Origin of the sequence: Pseudomonas sp. TH08 (assembly GCF_016651275.1) — a bacterium.
In the GTDB taxonomy this organism is placed as follows: Bacteria; Pseudomonadota; Gammaproteobacteria; order Pseudomonadales; family Pseudomonadaceae; genus Aquipseudomonas.
In genome coordinates this window covers 1,166,867-1,186,395 of sequence record NZ_JAEKEE010000004.1, presented here as the reverse complement: position 1 = coordinate 1,186,395, position 19,529 = coordinate 1,166,867, and the positions used below count along the sequence as shown (strand labels likewise).

The following is a 19,529-nucleotide window of genomic DNA, read 5'->3' as shown; positions in this document are numbered from 1 at the left end:
GCCACTATTTCAAGCGTAAGGGTGAATAATGGACAGGCCATATCCTCCACATTCAGTAGTTGAACAGGCCGATTTCAGGATGCGGCTGAGTCCTGCTCCAGAAGTTAGGGATTGGCTCCAAGCCGAGATCCTCGCCGACACCGGCAGCATCCACAATGAAGAGCACGCCCATCTGATCGATGCGGACATTCGTGTGATGTGGGCGTCTTCTACGTTTATGAAGAAGGGGCGCACGGTAGTGGGCCAGGCCGAGCAGGTCGCGTTCCGCGCTGGCGGAGGGGGTGCATTCGGGTTCGCTCGTGAGGATGATGACTAGCTGCGCGGACTCATCGCGGGTATGGCACGCAGAAAAAAGCCCGCGACAGAGGCGGGCTTCAGAGGCAGTCGGACTTGCCTATCTGAAACTCGACTATCGGTGAGCTGGTTGAATCTTTGTAGAGGAGATCAATGGAAAGACCCGATTTCACGAATTGTCCTAAACCTTTTTCATTACAGAATGCAGAAGCTGCAAGCGCTTTTGCGTCCTTGGTGAACTCATCAGAATCGATTTCGTTTTTCGTAACTTTTGTGAGTGTGTAAGAGATACGCATGACCTCATCGCTGTAGGTCACCGAATTGATGCGAGTTGACTCGTCAGATACTTTTCCGGCCTGGGCACTCATGATGAGCGCGAGCCCCTTGAGCTGGCGTTCCCGTTCCTCCTTTTTTCTTCCGGGGCAGATTGTGCGTGCCATACCTGGGCCAAGATAAAGAGCAACGTCGTTGCCGAGAAAAAGATAATCAATCCGCGATGTTGCTTCAACTGAGATCACCATGGCAAAGGGCTATTACTTATTTGACCATGCCGGTAGCGTCACCTCAAGTTAGAGGCGTTGGTCTTTGATGGCCGATGAAACGCGGATCTACTCATCCGCTCCGCTGGATGCCGTTGGGCGCGGAGAGGAGTGCGTTCGGGTGGTGTCGGAGGGGGCGGCTAATTTGCTCAAGGAACCAGCCAAAATGGCCGGTATGTCTTGGCGTTAATGCCAAGTACTTGAGATCTGGAGATCTAAATGTGGCTGACTTCAAGTTACCGAGCCGCTAGGTCGAGTAAGTCGGATCGCACTTTACGAACGCTGCTGAGCGTTACCAGCCGCCAGGAAACCACTGGCGTGCAAGTCTGACCGTCACTCGAAGTGCCACCTGGCCTTGATTGCACTCTGCCTCCTGTTCTTCAGCTGTTGCAGGTTTACGCCACCGTGGGTTTGCTGCCAAACCTTTCGTATAGGTCTTCTCAAATTCAGAGCTGGCCTCTGCGGTCAATCGCATCGCCTTCGCGTAGTCCGCCTCAAGGTCGTCTGGAAGTGACCCGCAAGCCAGTTTCGCCTGTTGATACCTCATGGCGTACATATAGCCATCTGTAGGGGCTTCGTCGTAGGCGTAGAGAGAAGGTGCTGCGACCGCGAGAGAGGGAGCAATAACCAGTGCAGCCAACAATAGGCGTCCATGCATGAGCGTTGTGTTCTCGGAAATTATTGGAAGACAAATGATACCCGACTCGCTGAATGAGCCTCCTCAAAAAAGACACGTCGCCGGGATGGTTTGAATAGTCACCAAGGTGGCGTCTGCATGTTGTTCGGTGACATTCAGTGACAGTCTGGGCCTACTGCATCAAGAAAATAGCCGTTATGGGTTTGTCTCAATCAATCGCCGTCGCGAACCTGCATCAGCGCAAATCCCAGTAGATTCAAACCTTCCCAGAGATTGGGATTGTTCGCCTTTGCGTCATCTTTGGTCAGGCCAATCCCCCAAATGCTATCAACCGGACTTGCTTCAACAATGATGCGAGCGCCCGTTCCCTTGAGATAAGTATTTAGCTCAGGGTTTTGCGAAAACTTGGCCTGGTTCGCGCGAACGACAATGTCATACCGGTGTTGCAGCCACTCCTCGTTATTGAATCCGCGTACTTTGCGGCCGAGTGCTTTAGCTGCTTCTGGGGTGGTCGCCTGGAGCACTTGAGCGCGAATTTCCTGGTCGCCGAACAGGGCTGCCTTTTCGGCCATCATGAAGTGTTCGGCGGTTGGGTAGCATTGCCCGTCGACCGTGAATTCAGCGACGTACCATTGGCTGAAGCACGCTGGGGTAATGCCTTTCTTGCTTGGTTGATGTCCCCAGAAAAACGTGAATTCCAGGTTTTCCCCCGAGTTGAATCGCGAGCGCAGATCTTCGAGATATTTAGAGTCCAATGGTGCTTCCTTGGCGATAGTTTTTAAATTCGTAAATTGACTGCGAGCAGTTCGCGCCTTTTACATCGGCTGCGGTTTTGCCGTTAAAGGCGAACTTCATACCGGCAGACTGCAGGCGTTTCAAGTTTCGGCAGCGTCCAATGCTCTCCGTCCACTCGAATCGCGGATTTTCAAGCCAGCCAATCGCATTCGTCGCTATGGCTTCGTCTGCTTCTTGATGTCCTGCGAATCACTCGAAGTCGCTGCATCTTTTGCCGTCTCATGGGACTCTGCGCCCGAATTCGAACCTGAAGCCTCTTCGCCCTTTTTGTTCGCCTTTTCATCGTTTTCGCGTGAGCTTGCGGATTGATTGACGCCCGGCAGGGCGGTCGGTGGGGCGGCCGTTTCCGCTGCTGTTTTCTCGGTTGCAGAGGCATATAGCGGGCTGATAATCAGCAGGCTGGCGAGCGACAGGGAAGCAATGTTCTTGTTCATTATCTAGGCCTTCCGCGTGTGGGAACGTACTTATTGGAAGTGCGAGAAAGGCAAAGGTGCATAGCGCTGGACGAGCGGTAAAATTACCGATTGGCAACCTGGCTCCATTCAATCCCGAACCGCGCCAGATACTTCCTCAGTCGATCCGCATCGTTGGGCTGTGCCTTGGCTTGTCGCGAAACGCCAAACAGCTTTCTGCCGGCATCCGACAAGCTGTCTGCCTGCCGACAAACCTCAAGTACCGCCTTCAGTTGCAAGCGATCAAACAGGTCCATGTGCTCGCTATCTCCCGGCAAATCCCGGGAAATGCCGGTCGGCTGCGCCAGGCCCCACGCATAACGCAAGCGGTCGATCTCCTCCTGCACCTGCGCTTCATCAATCCGCCCGCTGTCGGCGAGTGTCGCCATGCGCGTGATCGACGCGGACAGTTCGCGAAAGTTGCCCAGCCATGCCGCTTCCGGCGAGCCGGCGAACGCCAGATAGCTGCGGCGTGCTTCAAGATTGAAGCGCACTAACTGTCCGTGCTCGCGGGCATGACGCTGCAGTTCGAAGTCGATGTTCGGTTCGATGTCTTCACGACGGCCGGCAAGGCCCGGCAGATCGAACGTCCACAAGTTGATGCGTGCGTACAAATCTTCGCGAAAAAAGCCTTCGGCGACACGGCTGCGCAAGTCGCGGTGGGTGCCGGCGATGATCAGGAAATCACTGTCGACCTCTTTGTCTGAACCCAGCGGGAAGAAGCGTTTTTCTTCAATCGCCTTGAGCAGCATGGCCTGTTCGTCCGCACCCAGTTCGCCGATTTCATCGAGAAACAGCATGCCGCCATCGGCGGCGCGCAACAGGCCGTCACGCGCATTCTGCGCGCCGGTAAAAGCGCCTTTGACATGACCAAACAGTGCCGACATCGCGCCATCGCCACGCAGCGTGGCGCAGTTGACTTCGACGAAGCGGCCCTGCATTTGATGGCGGCTGCGTTTGAGTTCAAAGATGCGTCGGGCCAGAAACGATTTGCCGGCGCCGGTCGGGCCGATCAGCAACATCGGTGCTTTCGAGCGCACGGCTACGCGCTCGATCTGTTCGATGGAGCGGTTGAACGCCGGGTTGCGTGTGGCAATGCCTGACTTCAAAAACTCCAGACCTTCCAGGCGCTTGTTGGCGAAGCGCGAGGCGATGCGGTCGTAGCGTGACAGGTCGAGGTCGATCAGCGCGTGAGTGCCAATGGCGTGATCGCTTTCGCTGGCGCGCTTGGCGGGGGAGGTCTGGATCAGCCGCGCCGGTAGGTAGCGTGCTTCGGTCAGCAGGAACCAGCAGATCTGTGCGACGTGGGTGCCGGTGGTGATGTGAACGAGGTAATCCTCGCGCTCGGTATCGAAGTCGTAGGCGGTGGTGAAGTCATGCAAGGCGCCATAGACCTCTTCGAAATCCCACGGATTGCGCAGCGACATCGGGTGCAGGCGCACTTCGGTTTCCGGCGAAACCTGTTGGATGTCTGCGCGCACCCGTTCGGCGAGGCTGACATCGCGGGCGTCGATGCCGTGAATCAGCTCAAGCCGATTGATCAGCACGTCCGGTTGTTGGCACAACCCTACGCTGGGGCGCCAGTGGCTCCAGCGGTTGGCGCCTTTACCGACGCGATCAAGGGTGGCTCCGATAAAACCGATGGCGACTGTGCGTTTGCTGGTCATGCTTATCTCAAAAGATAAAAGACGATATCCAATGATAGTTTTTCTGAAGGTGGCTTGTCGCGAATTCAATCGATAGAAGAACGAATAAAAATAAAAAACGTTATAAATCAGATAGATAAAAATAATTCAACGCAGAAAAACAAAACTGGCACAGCGGCTGCAATACCTATCACAACGAACAGGACAACACAGCGAGACGCCACGATGGCCAACCAGAATCTCTTCAATACGCAATCGAATCACTTGCCAGCCTGCAACACCTTGAATGCCTCCGGCGCCTCGGCTTATGCCTACAGCCCCAAGCATCAACTGGCCCAACTGGCAGTGACCGGTTGCCTGAACCAGACCTTTTACGCCTCCGCTGAAAGCCAGCTGGATCAAGTGCTGAAGCTGGTGGCTGAGTTGGACAGTCGCTTCGTGGCGAAGGCCGCGATCTACGCTCGCAAGCAAGGGCACATGAAAGACATGCCAGCGCTGTTGCTGGCGGCATTGACTGCTCAGCGTTCGAGCCTGGTGCCAGAGGTTTTCGAGCAAGTGATCGACAGCGGCAAAATGCTGCGCAACTTTGTGCAGATCCTGCGCAGCGGTGCCACCGGGCGTAAATCCCTCGGTTCGCAACCCAAGCGTCTGGTGCAGAACTGGCTGAACAGCGCCACCGAACGTCAACTGTTGCAAGCGTCGATCGGCAATCAACCGTCGTTGGCGGACGTGGTGAAGATGGTTCACCCGAAACCTGCCGAAGCGTGGCGTGAAGCGTTCTTCGCCTGGTTGATTGGCAAACCGGTTGAGGTAAAGGCCTTGCCGCAATTGACGCGCGATTTGCTGGCCTTTCGTAGCGGCGCAAGTGATGAGGTGCCTGCGGTGCCGTTTCAGTTGCTCGGCAATGAAACACTGAGCAAGGAACAATGGGCGGCGCAAGCGCGCAACATGGGTTGGCAGGGGCTGCGCATCAACCTCAACACCTTGGCTCGCCACGGTGCGTTTGAAGTGCCGGGTTGCGTCGAATATGTAGCGGCGCGATTGGCCGACCCGCAAGAAGTCGCGAAGGCGCGAGTGTATCCATATCAGCTGTTGTCGGCGTATCGGATGATGGGTGAAGACATTCCGGCGCTGATACGCGAAGCGCTGCAGGATGCACTGGAGTTGTCATTGGCCAATGTGCCGAAGCTTGAAGGGGCGGTAGTGGTTTGCCCGGATGTTTCAGGCTCGATGGGTAGCCCGGCGACGGGTTATCGCCAAGGCGCGACGTCGGTAGTGCGTTGCATCGACGTAGCGGCGCTGGTTGCAGCAGCCGTGTTGCGCAAACAGCCGCAAGCACGGGTAATGCCGTTCGAGGTGAACGTGGTGGATATCCAGCTCAACCCGCGTGACAGCGTGATCAGCAATGCGCAGAAGCTCGCCGGGATTTTTGGCGGCGGCACCAACTGCTCGGCACCGCTGAAGAGATTGGCGGACAGCAAGGCCAGGGTCGATACGTTGATCATGGTTTCGGACAACGAGTCGTGGATCGATGCGCGGCGCCACGGTGCCAGCGAGACGATGCGTCAGTGGGAGCGAATCAAGCAGCTCAACCCGCAGGCGCGGCTGGTGTGCATCGATATCCAGCCAGGCCATGCAACGCAGGCGGCGGAGCGTGATGACATCTTGAATGTCGGCGGTTTCAGCGATGCCGTGTTCGACGTGGTCGAGCAGTTCACCAGCGGCCACTACGGTGCGCAGCACTGGGTCGAGGCGATCGAAAGCGCTTTATGAATTGATTTATCACTGGCGCTGAATGCCGATGGGACTACATCCAGAACGTCTCATCAAACCCTTGTCAGCGCCAGTGACGGCACGAATGCCTGATGGCTGTACATCTGAAGTCCGGCTAACCCCGGAGCGCGGCAACGCGCAACAGTCATCAACTTTTGTCGTGCCACCTTTTTTGCAGTTATTGGCAGCGAATGCGACAGGTACTACATCGGAAAGCGGGTTCGACTCCCGCCCCGGCAACGGGGGCTCAACTGGCAGAGCCACAGTGCCTGTGTTTTTGTCGCTGCGACTTACGGAACAACGCCGAATCATCGGCCAAAAAATAAAGAACAGAGAAATGAAAGAACATACTTACCAACTGCTTGAAGTCGCCAACGGCAAACCGATCAAACTCTGGACCGAAGGCGTCCCGGTAGAAAACGAGGCGCGCGAGCAGTTGATGAACACGGCGAAGATGCCGTTCATCTTCAAACACCTGGCGGTCATGCCAGACGTGCATCTTGGCAAGGGCTCGACCATTGGCAGCGTGATCCCGACGGTGGGCGCGATCATTCCGGCGGCGGTCGGCGTCGACATCGGTTGCGGCATGATCGCCGCGCGTACGTCGCTGACCGCCGCCGACTTGCCGGACAACCTGCATGCTCTGCGTTGCGCCATCGAACAAGCGGTGCCCCATGGCCGCAGCTCGACCCGTTCGCGACGTGACAAAGGGGCGTGGGACGAGATCCCGCAGCAGGCCGATCAGGCGTGGGCGGCGTTGCATCCGCGGTTCAAGTTGATCACCGACAAGTACCCGAAACTGTCCAACACCAACAACCGTGGGCACCTCGGCACCCTCGGCAGCGGCAACCACTTCATCGAAGTGTGCCTGGACGAAGCCAACCGGGTCTGGTTCATGTTGCACAGCGGGTCGCGCGGTGTCGGTAACGCCATCGGCAACCTGTTCATCCAGATGGCGCAGGCGGATATGCGCCAGCACATCGCCGACCTGCCGGATCGTGACCTGGCCTACTTCGAGGAAGGCAGCCAGCACTTTGATGACTACGTGGAAGCAGTGGGCTGGGCGCAGGATTTCGCCAAGCAGAACCGAGAGCTGATGATGCGCGCGGTGATTCAGGCGACACGGCAGATTATTCGCAAGCCGTTTGACGTGGCGTTGGAGGCGGTCAACTGCCACCACAACTACGTGCAGAAAGAGCGGCATTTTGGTGAAGAGGTGCTGGTCACCCGCAAAGGTGCGGTGTCGGCGAAGAAGGGTGAGTTGGGGATTATTCCCGGCTCTATGGGGGCGAAGAGTTTCATCGTTCGCGGTCTGGGCAACGAGGAGTCGTTCAGTTCCTGCAGCCACGGCGCCGGCCGCACCATGAGCCGCACCAAAGCGAAGAACACTTTCACCGTGGCCGATCAGATCCGCGCCACGGCCCACGTCGAGTGCCGCAAGGACGAAGCGGTGATCGACGAAATTCCGATGGCCTACAAGGACATCGACAAAGTCATGCACGCCCAGCGTGAGTTGGTGGAAGTGCTGCACACCTTGCGTCAGGTGGTGTGCGTCAAAGGATAAAAGGAAAACAAGTCATGGATCTCGAAGAGCGTCATCCGCTGTGCGACACGATGCGCGCGCGGGTACTGGAAGAGCTGGCGCGTATAGAGCGCGAACGCAATGTCACGGTGTTGTATGCGTGTGAGTCCGGCAGTCGGGCCTGGGGTTTCGCCTCGACCGACAGCGATTACGACGTGCGGTTTGTCTATGTGGAAAAGCCCGAGTGGTTTGTTCAGGTCGATGCACCGCGTGATGTGATCGAACGTCCGCTGGACGATGAACTCGACGTCAGCGGCTGGGAGCTGCGCAAGACCCTCGGGTTGCTGCGCAAGTCCAATCCGACGTTGCTGGAGTGGCTCGATTCGCCGCTGGTTTATCGCAGCGAAACCGCCCAGGTGGCGCAACTGCGTGAACTCGCCGAGGCGTTCTACAGCCCACCCAGTGCGCGTAATCACTATTTGTCGATGGCGAAGAAGAACTTTCGCGGTTACCTGCAAGGCGAAACAGTGCGATTCAAGAAGTACTTCTACGTGCTGCGGCCGCTGCTGGCGGTGCGCTGGATCGACCAGGGCCGAGGCCGGCCACCGATGACGTTCGCCGACCTGCTGACCACGGTCGATGATCGTGCGCTGCTCGCTGAAGTCGACGAACTGCTGGCGCTTAAACGCAATGCCGATGAGAGCGCCTACGGGCCGCGTCGTCCGGCACTGCACGGGTTCATCGCGGCTGAGCTTGAGCGCGAAGTGCCCACCTTACTCAGAACTCAGGAAGACTCGCGACGGCTGGATCAGTACCTCAGGGATACCGTCGGGCTGTACGCGTAAGGATTGTAATGAAACAGGAAGTGATAGAACTGGACGGCGCCATCGGTGGCGGCCAGGTGTTGCGCAGTGCCTTGAGCCTGTCGATGGTGACAGGCCGGGCGTTTCGCATTAAACAGATTCGTGCCAAGCGTAGCCGTCCGGGGTTGTTACGACAGCACCTGACGGCGGTGATGGCGGCGGCCGAGGTCTGCGCGGCAAAAGTCTGTGGTGCGCAGTTGGGGGCGCAAGCCTTGAGCTTCGAGCCCGGAGCCATTCGCGGTGGCGACTACCAGTTCGCCATTGGCACGGCCGGCAGTTGCACATTGGTCTTGCAGACCTTGTTGCCGGCATTGTTGCGGGCACCGCAGGCGAGTCGGGTAAGGATTACCGGTGGCACGCATAACCCATTGGCACCGCCGACGGACTTCCTCATGCGCAGTTGGTTGCCACTGCTGCGGCGCATGGGCGCTGACATTGAGTTGGAGTTGCTGCGGCACGGGTTTGTGCCGGCCGGTGGCGGTGAAATCGAGGCGAAGGTAGCGCCTTCGCGCCTGGCTCGACTGGACCTTTGTGAGCGTGGTGCGGCGCTTTCGCAGCACGCCTCAGCGCTGACCGCCGGGCTTGCGCCGACGGTTGCCGAACGTGAGTTGAGCCAGGTGGCCAAGCGTTTAAGTCTGCCGCCTTCGGCGCTGCAACACGTCACGCTCGACCCGGCGCGCGGGCCAGGCAACGTATTGTTGCTGGAGTATGTATTCGAACACGTCAGCGAAGTGTTCAGTGCGTTTGGCCAGGTGTCGTTGCGGGCGGAAAAGGTCGCCGATACCGCGATCAATCAGGCCGCCGACTGGTTGCGCAGTGGTGCCGCTGTCGCCGAACACCTCGCCGATCAGTTGCTGCTGCCGATGGCGCTGGCCGGTGGCGGTTCGTTCACCACGCCGCGCATGACCGAGCACCTGCACAGCAATATCGCAGTGATCGAGCAGTTTTTGCCGGTACGTATCGATTGCCAGGAGGAGGGCGCGGATCGATTGCGGGTTGAGGTCAGCGCGATCTGAACAAGGCAACGGGACAGAGGGATTTCATCACGAAATCGCGCTGTCCCGTTTTTTGTAGCCGAATATTGCCAAAAAGCGGCAAATTGCTGGCCCCCGACGTTAAGCTTCCCCGGCAAAATCGCCTTTTTTCAAAAGGTTAGGTTGGCTATATGCGGACGATTGCCATAACCGTTGCAACGCTTTCCCTGGCTGTCTTCGCTTCGGGAGTCGAAGCGAAAGAGTTGAGTAAAAGCCATCGCTTTGCCTGCATCTGGGGTTCGGACATTGCCGCCGGTGCTCAGCAATCCAAGCTATCGGGCATGTCGCTGTATGGCGCACGCAAGCAATTGCAGGTACGCAAATTCCAGCAGCCGTGGATGCGCATGACCGCGATGGGCATCACCGAACAAACCTACAACAGCACATCGAAGCTCAAGCCAGCAGCGGTCAAGCAGACGTATTACGAACAATGCGTGCGCCACGAATTGGCCCAACGCTAGAGTTGAAAGCCCAACCTTGATCGGTTGGGCTTTTTCATGCCTGAGGCAATCTCGGGGTCACTTGTCGGTATCGCAATTGACCATCCACGACACTCCAAAACGATCCACCAGCATGCCGAAACGTGCCGCCCAGAACGTCGCCTCCAGCGGCATGTCGACGCGGCCGTCCTGGGCCAGCGCGTTGAATACGCTTTCAGCTTCGGCGACGCTGTCGACGTTCAGCGAAATCGAGCAACCGCTCATGCCCTGGGTCGGGCGGTCGGGCGTGGTGTCCGAGGCCATGATCATCTGATCGCCAACTTTCAGGCAGGTATGGATGATCAACGCATGATGCTCTTTCGGGACATGCTCAGCGGCAGGCGACTCACCGAAAGAGGTCATGGCCTCCAGTTCGCCGTTCAGGGCTTGCTGGTAAAACGTGAAGGCTTCTCGGCAGTCGCCGTTGAAGATCAGGTACGGGTTGATTTTCATGTCTTTGCTCCCGGCAGTAAGGCGCGGAGTGGCGGTTGTGCGCCTGGTTCCACGTTGGGTGGTTAAAACCTGGCAGAGTGCTGAACGTCGGCAAGGGCAAAGCCTTCCAGACGTTTTTCTCATGAAAAAGGCAGGACTTAGCACTGCGCAGTGCCGCCGACATCCCTGGGGGAGATCAGGTGCAAGCATCCCGAGGAACTTCCGACGCTGGAATTTCAATCGTGGTGCTGGAGTACCATGTCGCACTGTCATCACCTGCCGAGTTCAATGCCCCATGCCTGTTTTATCGCGCTTCACGTCCCTGTTCGACCAGGCACAGCGAGCCTTGCGCCTGGTCTGGGAGACATCACGCGGATTATTTTTGGGCCTGGTACTGGCGACGTTGATTGCCGGGTTGCTGCCGGCACTCGCGGCATGGTTGGGGCAGCGGATTGTCGATGCCGTGGTCGCAGCGATGCAGTTGCATGCGCAGAACGGCAGTGCGCCACTGTGGCCAGTGTTGCGTTACGTGTTGCTGGAAGCCGGGGTGTTGGCGATGTTGTCGGGAACACAACGAGCGCTCTCGGTGCAGCAGTCGCTGTTGCGCGTGCAGTTGGGCCAGAAGGTCAACACGCTGATTTTGCAGAAAGCGCAGACCCTGTCACTGGTGCAGTTCGAGAACTCCGAGTTCTACGACAAACTGGTACGTGTGCGTCGCGAGGCCTCGACCCGGCCATTGGCGCTGGTGATGAAGTCGCTGGGGTTGATTCAGAACCTGATCATGCTGATCAGCTTCGGTGTGCTGCTGGTGCACTTTTCACCGTGGGCACTGGTGCTGCTGGTGGTCGGTGCGTTGCCGGTGTTCTTTGCCGAAGCGCATTTTTCCGGTGATGCCTTTCGGCTGTTCACCCGCCGCGCGCCGGAGAGTCGGCAGCAGAGTTATATCGAGACCTTGCTGTCTCACGAAACCTATATCAAAGAGGTCAAGCTGTTCGGCTTTGCGCCGTTGTTGCTGCAACGCTACCGCGACACATTCGCCAGGCTGTATGCCGAAGACCGGCGCCTGACCTTGCGCCGCGATGGCTGGGGTTTCGGCCTCGGCCTGCTCGGCACCGCGGCTTTTTACGTGGCTTATGCGTGGGTGGTGATCGATGCCGTACACGGCAATATCAGCCTGGGTCAGATGACCATGTATCTGGTGCTGTTCAAGCAAGGCCAAAGCGCTGTGAGCAGCAGCCTGAGTGCGATCAGCGGCCTGTACGAAGACGGCCTCTACCTGACGAGTCTTTATGAATACCTGGCCGAGCCGGTACTGGTCGATACCGGCCACCTGACCGTCGGCGCGCAACCGGGCGACGGTTTGCGTTTCGAAAACGTCGGTTTCCGTTATCCGGGCGCCAGTCGGTCGGCACTGGAAGGCATTGACCTGCATCTGCTGCCCGGCAACAGCATGGCGTTGGTCGGGGAGAACGGCTCAGGCAAAACCACGCTGATCAAGTTGCTGACCCGGCTCTACCGTCCAGATCAAGGGCGCATTCTGCTCGACGGCAGCGATTTGCAGGATTGGCAGGAAATCGCGTTACGGCGGCGTATCGGCGTGATTTTTCAGGATTACATCCGCTACCAGTTCAGCGTCGGTGAAAATATCGGCGTCGGCGATACCCTGGCGTTCAATGATCAACAACGCTGGAAAGAGGCAGCAGCCGAAGGCATGGCGGCGCCCTTCATCGAAGGGCTCGACAACGGTTACGCCACGCAGTTGGGGCGCTGGTTTGCCGGTGGCCAGGAGTTGTCCGGCGGGCAGTGGCAGAAGATTGCCTTGTCCCGGGCGTACATGCGCCGTGATGCCGACATTCTGATCCTTGATGAGCCGACGTCGGCCCTCGACCCGGCGGCGGAAGCGGCGGTGTTCGAGCATTTCAGCCAGCACACCAAGGGCCGCATGACCTTGCTGATCTCCCATCGCTTTTCCAGCGTACGCAATGCCGACCACATCATCGTGCTGCAACAAGGGCGGATTCTGGAGCAGGGTGGCCACGATGGGTTGATCGCTGCTGTCGGGCACTACGCGCAACTGTTCGATTTGCAGGCGCGCGGCTACCGTTAGGTTTCCCGCCCGCTGCGCACGGTCGCAGGCCCGGCCATACGCGGCGCGGGTCGGGTCTGCATCAAGGCATCAATCGCCTTGCGGTAATTCTGCCCGCCGAGCGCCATGCTGTTGTTGTGCGTGCCCCCCGGCACCAGCAGCAAGCGTTTGGGTTGTTGCGCGGCATTGAACAGTTGTTCGCTGAAACGCGGCGGTACGAAGGCGTCGGCCATCCCGTGCACCACCAGCAATGGCATATGAATGTCGGCGATCTTGTCGATGGAATCGAATTTCTGCGACAGCAGCCAGCGCACCGGCAGAGAGGTATTGGCCACGGCCGCGGCAACGTCCGCCAGCGAGGTGAACGTGGACTCGATCACCAGCCCGCGCACGGGGAGTGCGGTGTGATCACGGGTGGCTTCCATTCCAAGCTCGGCCGCCAGATCGACTGCTACAGCCCCGCCTAAAGAGTGCCCGTAGATCAGGCGTTTGTTCGGGTCCGGCTGCAGCAGCTTGAAACGCTCCCACGCCACTCGCGCATCTTCGTAAACGCTGCTTTCCGAGGGCAGATCACCGTGGCTCTGGCCGAAGCCGCGATAGTCGATGGCCAGCACCGAATAACCTGCCGCGCGCAATTGCTCGATGCGAAACAACTGCCCAGTGAGGTTCCAGCGAACACCATGCAAGTACAGGATGGCCGGCGCATTGGCCTTTTCCGCGGGCCACCACCAGGCATGAATGTTTTGCCCGGCCTTGAAGCTCTTCGGTTGCAGGTCGAGCTCCTGCACGCTGCCGGGCAGGCCGTGAAACCAGCCCGCTGTGCCCGGTTCGATGCGAAACAGCAGTTTGCGTTCGGTGTGTTCCAGCACGGCACAACTCGTCGGCACGCCGATAATCAACGCGGCCATGCAGGCAAACGCCAGACGACGGCGGCGCAGACGAGTCATGAAGGACAGGAACATTAAACGTTTCACCATTGCGTGGACAAAGAACGCTTTTTACCAGAAGCCTTGGTCTGCGCGTGACATTTTCGACCACCGTGATCGGACAACGATTACAAAATGCTGCAACGGCTCAGTCCACCCGCAGGACGATTTTGCCGATATGGTCGCCGGCCTCCATGTGCGCATGGGCCTGCGCCACGTCGCTGAGTGCGTAGACTTTGTCGATCATCGGCAGGCAACGCCCGGCGTTCAGCAGCGGCCAGACATGTTCGCGCAGTTGATCGGCGATCGCGGATTTCTCCGCACTGGTGCGGGCACGCAACAGCGATCCGGTCACCACCGCGCGTTTGCCGAGGATCGCCAGCAGATCGACATCGTTGGCCCGGGCGCCGCCGAGGAAACCGAGCATGACCACACGTCCGTCCATCGCCAGGGCGCTGACATTACCGTTGAGGTACGAGCCACCCATGATGTCGAGAACCACATTGACACCTTGGCCGGCGGTTTTCTCGGCGATGACTTCAGCAAAATTCTGCTCGCGATAGTTGATCGGCTGGCCACCCAGTTCACTGATCGCCGCGCATTTTTCGGGGCTGCCGGAGGTGGCAAAGGCTTCGATGCCAAACTCACGGCAGAGCATCAGCGCCGTCGTACCGATGCCACTGGTGCCGCCATGAATCAGTACACGTTGGCCACGGCTGGCACCGCCGAGACCAAACAGGTTGGCCCACACGGTAAAGAAGGTTTCCGGAATCGCGGCGGCGTGCACCCAGTCGAGCCCGTCGGGAATGGGCAGCGTCTGGCCGGCCGGAACTGCGCAGTATTCAGCGTAGCCACCGCCGTTGGTCAGCGCGCAGACGCGATCACCCACAGCAAACTGGCTGACCCCGGCGCCGAGGGCCACCACTTCGCCGGCCACTTCGAGACCGGGAATCGGGTTCATGCCGGGTTTCATCGGGTATTTGCCCGCACGCTGCAAGGCGTCCGGACGGTTGATGCCGGCCGCGTAGACGCGAATCAACACTTCACCTTCTGCGGCCACCGGCAACGGTACGCGTTTGGGTTGCAGCACTTCGGGGCCACCGGGTTCGGTGATTTCGATGCGGGTCATTTCGTTGGGTAAAGTCATTTCAATTCCTGCTTATAAAGGTTCTGTAGATGGGAGGTCCGTGCAGTGCAAAAATTCCCGTTAATCGGCGCAACCCTGTGGGAGCGGTACCAGAGGTTCATCGCCTGCCAGCAGCAACGCCACTAAAATCGCGCCAGCCGCAATCACAAACAGCAACGCGTGATGGCCACCCGTGGCATTGAACAGCGCCGAATAGGCAAATCCGGCCAGCGCCTGAAACGTGGCAAACGACACCGTGGCGCGGCTCCAGGCGATTTGCTGGCGATGATGCTCCGGCAGCAGTTCATGCACCCGGGCCAGCGCCAGCGGGACGATGCCCGGCGGGAACGAGCCGAGAACCACCGCGAGCAACGCCAGCGCCAGAAAGGAGTGGGCAACAGCGAGCAAGCCTAGGGCAATCGCCTGCACCACCAGCACCAGCCGAATGCTCCTGCGCGCGCCAAAGCGGTCCGCCAGAAAGCCATAACTCACCGGCCCGACAATCGCGCCCAAGCCATACATCACCCACACCAGCGCCCCGACATGCGCGCCCGCGCCGAGTCCGCGCGCCACGTAATCAACCAGAAAGACCATGGCCGGCACCAGGCCGGCCGCCATGAATGCATATTGGCCAAACAACAGATAAACGCCGGGCGGTGTCGGCTGAGCCGTGGTGTTCGATTGTGAGATCACCGTGTGCGGCAAGATCGGCCGGCCAACCGAACCAGCTCAGCGCCGTCAGCAGCAGCGACAACGCGCCCAAGCCCAGCCAGGTGTCTTGCAAACCAAGGCTCAACAGCGGCGGCACCAGCGTGCCGGACCCTGCGATACCGAGGCCGATACCCAGGAAGATCGCGCCACTGGCCAGGCCTTTGCGCGCCGCCGGCACATGCGGCAATACGGTCGCCGCGACCAACACCATGATCGCGCCGCCGGCGATCCCCGAGAGCAGCCGCCAGGCGAAGAACCAAATCACCGACAACGGAAACGCACAGGCAAAAAACGCCGCCGTCACCGCCAGCATCATTATGCGCAGCGCGGTTTTGTTGCTCAGTTGCCGCGCCAGCGGCCGGCCGAGCAGGGCGCCGATCAGATAACCGACCAGATTGGCCGCGCCGAGGTACACCACGTCATTGGCCGAAAACCACTGCGCCTGAATCAACGCGGGAATCAGCGGTGTGTAAGCAAACCGCGCCAGACCGATGCTGACCAGGCTGGCGCAGAGGCCGGCGAAGATCGGCAGCCAGAGCCCGGAGGGGGAGGATGTGCGCATGATAGCGATTCCAAGGAAGGTTTATGGCGCTCAGCATATCGGCTATCGTTGCTGCGATAACGCAGCGAATTGGCGGCGCACTGATGCGTAATTGCATCATCTGGAGACGGTATGAATTGGGATGATGCACGGGTGTTTCTCGCTGTTTGTCGCGAGTCGACACTGCGCGGAGCCGCGCGGGTGCTGGGTGTGGATCAGGCAACGGTGGGGCGACGCGTCACCGCCCTGGAAAAATCCTTGAGCGCGACGCTGTTCTTGCGCACCTCGGACGGCTACGCACTGACCGCGGTTGGCGAAGCGGCGCTGAAAAGTGTGGAGAAAATGGAGCATTCGGCACTGGAGCTGGAGCGACAGATTCAGGGCCTGGATGACCGTCTCACCGGCAGCGTGCGCGTGAGCACCACCGATTCACTGGCCATCGACTTCCTGATTCCGGCAATTGCCCGTCTACATGAGCAGCACCCGGATGTGCGGGTGCTGCTGGATGCCTCCACGCAAATTCTCAGCCTGGCCAAGCGCGAGGCGGATATCGCCGTGCGCAACACCCGCCCGGACAATCCGGACCTGATCGCGCGACGGATCGCCCGTTGGCCGGTGGGGTTGTTCGCGTCGCAGGCCTATGTCGACGCCAAAGGTGTTCCGCCGCCGGGCTCAGCGTTCGAGGGCCATGATCTGGTGGTCTATCAGCCGTACTTGCAGGGCAACAAAGACCTGACTCTGGTTTCTGAGCCGATAAATCGCGGGCGGATCGTTGCCGGGCTCGGTTCCAGCCTGTTGGTGCGCCGTGCGCTTGCGGCAGGCTTGGGTGTAGGAGAAATCCCCGTGTACATGGGCGAGCGCGATGGCCTGGTCAGGCTCTGGCCTGAACGAACGCGGCCGTTGCCCTATGAAGTGTGGCTGGTGACCCACGCGGATTTGCGCCATACCGCGCGGGTGAGGGCGGTGATCGAGCAGATCGTCGACGTATTCGCATCGGAGAATCAGTGAGTGCGACGACTGCCGAGGGAAGGCTACGCAGCCTGACGAAAAGACCTACATCCAGCGCAGAATCCGCTGGCTTGTGGGCTTTGGGCAGGGGCTTTACTGTTGCTCCAGCTTGATGAGAGACGCAGCGCTCACCCATCAAACGATGTACCAGGGAAGGTATCGGTAACCCAAGGAAGGGGATCGGATTGAACGCCAGGGAATTTGAGCAGTACCAAAACATGAACGCTTCGAGCAAGGGTCAGAGCACTCCCGCCATGAACGCTATAAGTCGTGAAGAGTTCAACGCCAGGATCGAGACCATCGAAACAAGGATGGATGCTCGGGTGGAGGGAGTGCGCGCAGATATTCGAGAATTCCTTTGCGTACAGGCAGAGCGGGACAAAGCTAGTGAGCGCATTCGGCTCGAGCGCGATAAATACCTCGACTCAATTGCTCTAGAGTCGAAAGAGGCGCTCAGACAAGCAAGTACAGTCAAGGCCAATGTCTGGGCGGCAACGGCCGTACAGTTATTGGGAATAGTCGCCATTGTCATCGGGTCCTATTACGCCAACCAGGCCAACATGTATGTGGCCATTCAAACGACCCTGACAGCGATTCAGGCCGGCAAGGACTTCAGTGTCCCCAAGCCTTTCATGTTGCCAATGCTCACGCCGCCACAATAAAAAACGGCCTTCAGAGAAGGCCGTTTTTTGTGAGCGGTTGAAACGCCGCTTCATGGCATTTGCGGCAACTCCTGCGGCCGCATATCAAACACCAGTACTTCGGCGTCTACGCCATTGGTCAAGGTCAGCGCCTGTTCTTCACGAACCCGCACGCCGTCGCCTTCCTGCAATTGCACACCGTTAAGTTCAACGCTGCCACGCGCCACATGCACATAGGCGTAGCGGTTGGCTGGCAGTTCCAGCGTAGCGCTTTCCTGGCCATCGAACAGACCGGCGAACACTCGCGCATCCTGACGTACTGTCAACGAACCATCGCTGCCGTCGGGCGAGATGATCAGTTGCAGGCGACCGCGTTTTTGCTGCGCACTGAAGTGCTCCTGCTGGTAGCGCGGTTTGGCGCCGCTGACTTCCGGCACGATCCAGATCTGCAAAAAGTGCACAGGCGTGGTTGCCGAGTGGTTGAACTCGCTGTGCGCCACACCGCTGCCGGCGCTCATCAGTTGCACATCGCCGGGGCGGATCACCGAACCGGTGCCCAAAGTGTCTTTGTGTTCCAGCGCGCCTTCCAGCACGTAGGAGAAAATCTCCATGTCGCGATGCGGGTGTTGGCCAAAACCTTTGCCGGCGGCAACGCGGTCATCATTAATCACCAGCAGGTCGGAGAAACCCTGCTCACGCGGGTCGCGGTAACTGGCGAAAGAAAAGGTGTGGAACGACTTCAACCAGCCATGATTGGCGAGGCCACGATCGGAGGCTTTGCGAAGGGTCAGCATGATGAAATCTCCTGGTGGGACGTGAATTCGTCCGAGTGAGGAGAAGGTTAATCTTTACGGGGAAATGCAAAAAGTAGATGAAAACTGAAAGACTGTCCTGTTCAAGTTGACAGTAATGCGCGGTAGTTCACGCATTCTTTTCCGTCGACCGCGCTGCACTTGGCCATAATGCTCAGCCTGTTTCATGCGTTCATTTATCTTTGATCTCAGCGATGGCTCCTCATGAAAACCGTGGCAATGGTGTTGTTCCCCGACTTTCTCCTGCTGGACATGGCCGGGCCGCTGGAGGTCTTCTCGGTTGCCAATCGCTATCTCAAGCCTGAGTCGCATTACCAACTGACGACATTGGGCACCGAGCTCGGGCCGCTGCGTGCATCCAACGGTGTGCTGGTGCACACCGACCGACACATTGATCAGGCTCAGGAGCACTATGATTTGCTGCTGGTGCCGGGCGGCCCCGGCGCCTACAACGAAAAGCACCCGCCGTTGCTGGATTGGTTGCAAAGGGCGGTGCGGCAGGCCGAGCGCTACGGTTCGATCTGCACCGGGGCGTTTGTGCTCGGTCACGCCGGTTTGCTCGACGGTTATCGCGTGACCACGCACTGGAACTACACCGAGCGCTTGATCAAGGGGTTCCCCAAGGCCAGCGTCGCCACCGATCAGATCTTCGTCGAGGATCGCAACCTGATTACCTCGGGAGGTGTCACCGCCGGGATCGACCTGGCCCTGGCAGTTGTCGCTCGCGATCATGGCAAAAAGCTCGCTCAGGACGTTGCCAAAGTGTTGTTGGTCGTCATGAAACGTCAGGGCGGCCAGGCGCAGTTCAGCCCGCTGATGGCGGCGGTAGCACCGCAGGAAACGCCGATCACCCGCGTACAGAATTACGTCCTCGAACACATTGAGGAAGCCTTTACGGTCGAGCGCATGGCGGGGCTGGCCAACATGAGCGCACGCCACTTCGCTCGCGTGTTTATTCGCGACGTCGAGATGACGCCGATGGAGTTTCTGCAAAGTGCGCGCATCGACTGCGCACGAAACCTCTTGGAAACCGGCGATCTGCCATTGAAAACCGTGGCCTACAAAAGCGGTTTCGGCAGCGTTCGGCACATGCGGTTCCTGTTTGCCGAAAAGCTCGGCCTGACCCCCGCGCAGTACCGCGAACAGTTCAGCTAGAGCGGTTCTGTCCGTCTCGCGCACCCGGATGTCCGTGCTGCGCCCCGTGCGGTAGTT

Annotated in this window: 18 protein-coding genes and 2 pseudogenes; 10 read left to right on the top strand and 10 right to left on the bottom strand. The window is 58.9% G+C overall.

The genetic code is table 11. From position 1 onward, the window contains the following. Positions 1 to 28 precede the first annotated feature (28 nt). Positions 29 to 277, top strand: a pseudogene (locus tag JFT91_RS22345) (putative metallopeptidase); the annotation flags it as partial. Between the two features lie 97 nt (positions 278 to 374). Here the strand turns inward: JFT91_RS22345 and JFT91_RS22340 are convergent. From JFT91_RS22340 to rtcR, 5 genes are all read right to left on the bottom strand, one after another. Next, on the bottom strand, positions 375 to 815 hold the full coding sequence (locus tag JFT91_RS22340; RefSeq protein ID WP_242489333.1) for a hypothetical protein: 441 nt from the start codon (positions 813 to 815) through the stop codon (positions 375 to 377). Between the two features lie 310 nt (positions 816 to 1,125). Continuing rightward, positions 1,126 to 1,473, bottom strand: coding sequence for a hypothetical protein (locus tag JFT91_RS22335; RefSeq protein ID WP_201233888.1), 348 nt, complete (start codon positions 1,471 to 1,473; stop codon positions 1,126 to 1,128). Between the two features lie 209 nt (positions 1,474 to 1,682). Continuing rightward, a complete protein-coding gene (ybiA, locus tag JFT91_RS22330) occupies positions 1,683 to 2,225 on the bottom strand; it encodes a riboflavin biosynthesis intermediates N-glycosidase (protein WP_201233887.1) in 543 nt (180 codons plus the stop codon). 195 nt (positions 2,226 to 2,420) lie between these two features. Next, a complete protein-coding gene (locus tag JFT91_RS22325; protein WP_201233886.1) occupies positions 2,421 to 2,699 on the bottom strand; it encodes a hypothetical protein in 279 nt (92 codons plus the stop codon). An 83-nt stretch (positions 2,700 to 2,782) separates the two neighbouring features. After that, positions 2,783 to 4,384 carry an RNA repair transcriptional activator RtcR gene (rtcR, locus tag JFT91_RS22320; protein WP_201233885.1) on the bottom strand — a complete coding sequence of 534 codons (1,602 nt, stop codon included), beginning with the start codon at positions 4,382 to 4,384 and terminating at the stop codon, positions 2,783 to 2,785. Positions 4,385 to 4,588: 204 nt separating this feature from the next. On the opposite strand from rtcR, the gene JFT91_RS22315 reads away from it, so the two are divergent. The 5 genes from JFT91_RS22315 (at position 4,589) to JFT91_RS22295 (ending at position 10,016) form a co-directional block, all read left to right on the top strand. Continuing rightward, entirely contained in the window at positions 4,589 to 6,136 is a 1,548-nt protein-coding gene (locus tag JFT91_RS22315) for an RNA-binding protein (protein ID WP_201233884.1), read from the top strand. A 337-nt stretch (positions 6,137 to 6,473) separates the two neighbouring features. Continuing rightward, positions 6,474 to 7,700 carry an RtcB family protein gene (locus tag JFT91_RS22310; RefSeq protein WP_201202375.1) on the top strand — a complete coding sequence of 409 codons (1,227 nt, stop codon included), beginning with the start codon at positions 6,474 to 6,476 and terminating at the stop codon, positions 7,698 to 7,700. A gap of 14 nt (positions 7,701 to 7,714) precedes the next feature. Continuing rightward, positions 7,715 to 8,503, top strand: a complete 789-nt coding sequence (locus tag JFT91_RS22305) for a nucleotidyltransferase domain-containing protein (protein ID WP_201202376.1) — start codon at positions 7,715 to 7,717, stop codon at positions 8,501 to 8,503. Between the two features lie 8 nt (positions 8,504 to 8,511). Next, positions 8,512 to 9,537: an RNA 3'-terminal phosphate cyclase gene (gene rtcA, locus JFT91_RS22300; protein ID WP_201233883.1), complete on the top strand. Its 1,026-nt coding sequence runs from the start codon at positions 8,512 to 8,514 to the stop codon at positions 9,535 to 9,537. A 149-nt stretch (positions 9,538 to 9,686) separates the two neighbouring features. Continuing rightward, the gene (locus tag JFT91_RS22295; RefSeq protein WP_201202379.1) at positions 9,687 to 10,016 is read left to right on the top strand and encodes a hypothetical protein; all 330 of its coding nucleotides are present in this window, start codon (positions 9,687 to 9,689) and stop codon (positions 10,014 to 10,016) included. 57 nt (positions 10,017 to 10,073) lie between these two features. On the opposite strand, the gene JFT91_RS22290 is transcribed toward JFT91_RS22295, so the two are convergent. Beyond that, positions 10,074 to 10,487: a VOC family protein gene (locus JFT91_RS22290; RefSeq protein ID WP_201202381.1), complete on the bottom strand. Its 414-nt coding sequence runs from the start codon at positions 10,485 to 10,487 to the stop codon at positions 10,074 to 10,076. A gap of 274 nt (positions 10,488 to 10,761) precedes the next feature. Between JFT91_RS22290 and JFT91_RS22285 the strand changes: the two genes are divergently transcribed. Beyond that, positions 10,762 to 12,573, top strand: coding sequence for an ABC transporter ATP-binding protein (locus tag JFT91_RS22285; RefSeq protein ID WP_201233882.1), 1,812 nt, complete (start codon positions 10,762 to 10,764; stop codon positions 12,571 to 12,573). Here JFT91_RS22285 and JFT91_RS22280 read toward each other — a convergent pair. The 3 genes and pseudogenes from JFT91_RS22280 to JFT91_RS22270 all read right to left on the bottom strand — a co-directional run bounded on the left by JFT91_RS22280 (position 12,570) and on the right by JFT91_RS22270 (position 15,877). Further along, positions 12,570 to 13,514, bottom strand: a complete 945-nt coding sequence (locus tag JFT91_RS22280) for an alpha/beta hydrolase (RefSeq protein ID WP_201233881.1) — start codon at positions 13,512 to 13,514, stop codon at positions 12,570 to 12,572. The two genes, JFT91_RS22285 and JFT91_RS22280, sit on opposite strands and share 4 nt — an antisense overlap. Before the next feature lie 112 nt (positions 13,515 to 13,626). After that, positions 13,627 to 14,625, bottom strand: coding sequence for an NAD(P)H-quinone oxidoreductase (locus tag JFT91_RS22275; protein WP_201233880.1), 999 nt, complete (start codon positions 14,623 to 14,625; stop codon positions 13,627 to 13,629). 60 nt (positions 14,626 to 14,685) lie between these two features. Next, positions 14,686 to 15,877 (bottom strand): annotated as a pseudogene (locus JFT91_RS22270) (YbfB/YjiJ family MFS transporter). 111 nt (positions 15,878 to 15,988) lie between these two features. Here JFT91_RS22270 and JFT91_RS22265 point away from each other — a divergent pair. Both JFT91_RS22265 and JFT91_RS22260 read left to right on the top strand, forming a co-directional pair. Continuing rightward, positions 15,989 to 16,864 (top strand): LysR family transcriptional regulator, encoded by an 876-nt coding sequence (locus tag JFT91_RS22265; protein WP_201233879.1) that lies wholly within the window; start codon positions 15,989 to 15,991, stop codon positions 16,862 to 16,864. 185 nt (positions 16,865 to 17,049) lie between these two features. Continuing rightward, the gene (locus JFT91_RS22260; RefSeq protein WP_242489332.1) at positions 17,050 to 17,526 is read left to right on the top strand and encodes a hypothetical protein; all 477 of its coding nucleotides are present in this window, start codon (positions 17,050 to 17,052) and stop codon (positions 17,524 to 17,526) included. 50 nt (positions 17,527 to 17,576) lie between these two features. On the opposite strand, the gene JFT91_RS22255 is transcribed toward JFT91_RS22260, so the two are convergent. Then, a complete protein-coding gene (locus tag JFT91_RS22255; protein WP_201233878.1) occupies positions 17,577 to 18,299 on the bottom strand; it encodes a pirin family protein in 723 nt (240 codons plus the stop codon). 222 nt (positions 18,300 to 18,521) lie between these two features. Between JFT91_RS22255 and JFT91_RS22250 the strand changes: the two genes are divergently transcribed. Continuing rightward, positions 18,522 to 19,472 carry a GlxA family transcriptional regulator gene (locus tag JFT91_RS22250; protein ID WP_201233877.1) on the top strand — a complete coding sequence of 317 codons (951 nt, stop codon included), beginning with the start codon at positions 18,522 to 18,524 and terminating at the stop codon, positions 19,470 to 19,472. Positions 19,473 to 19,529: the final 57 nt, after the last annotated feature.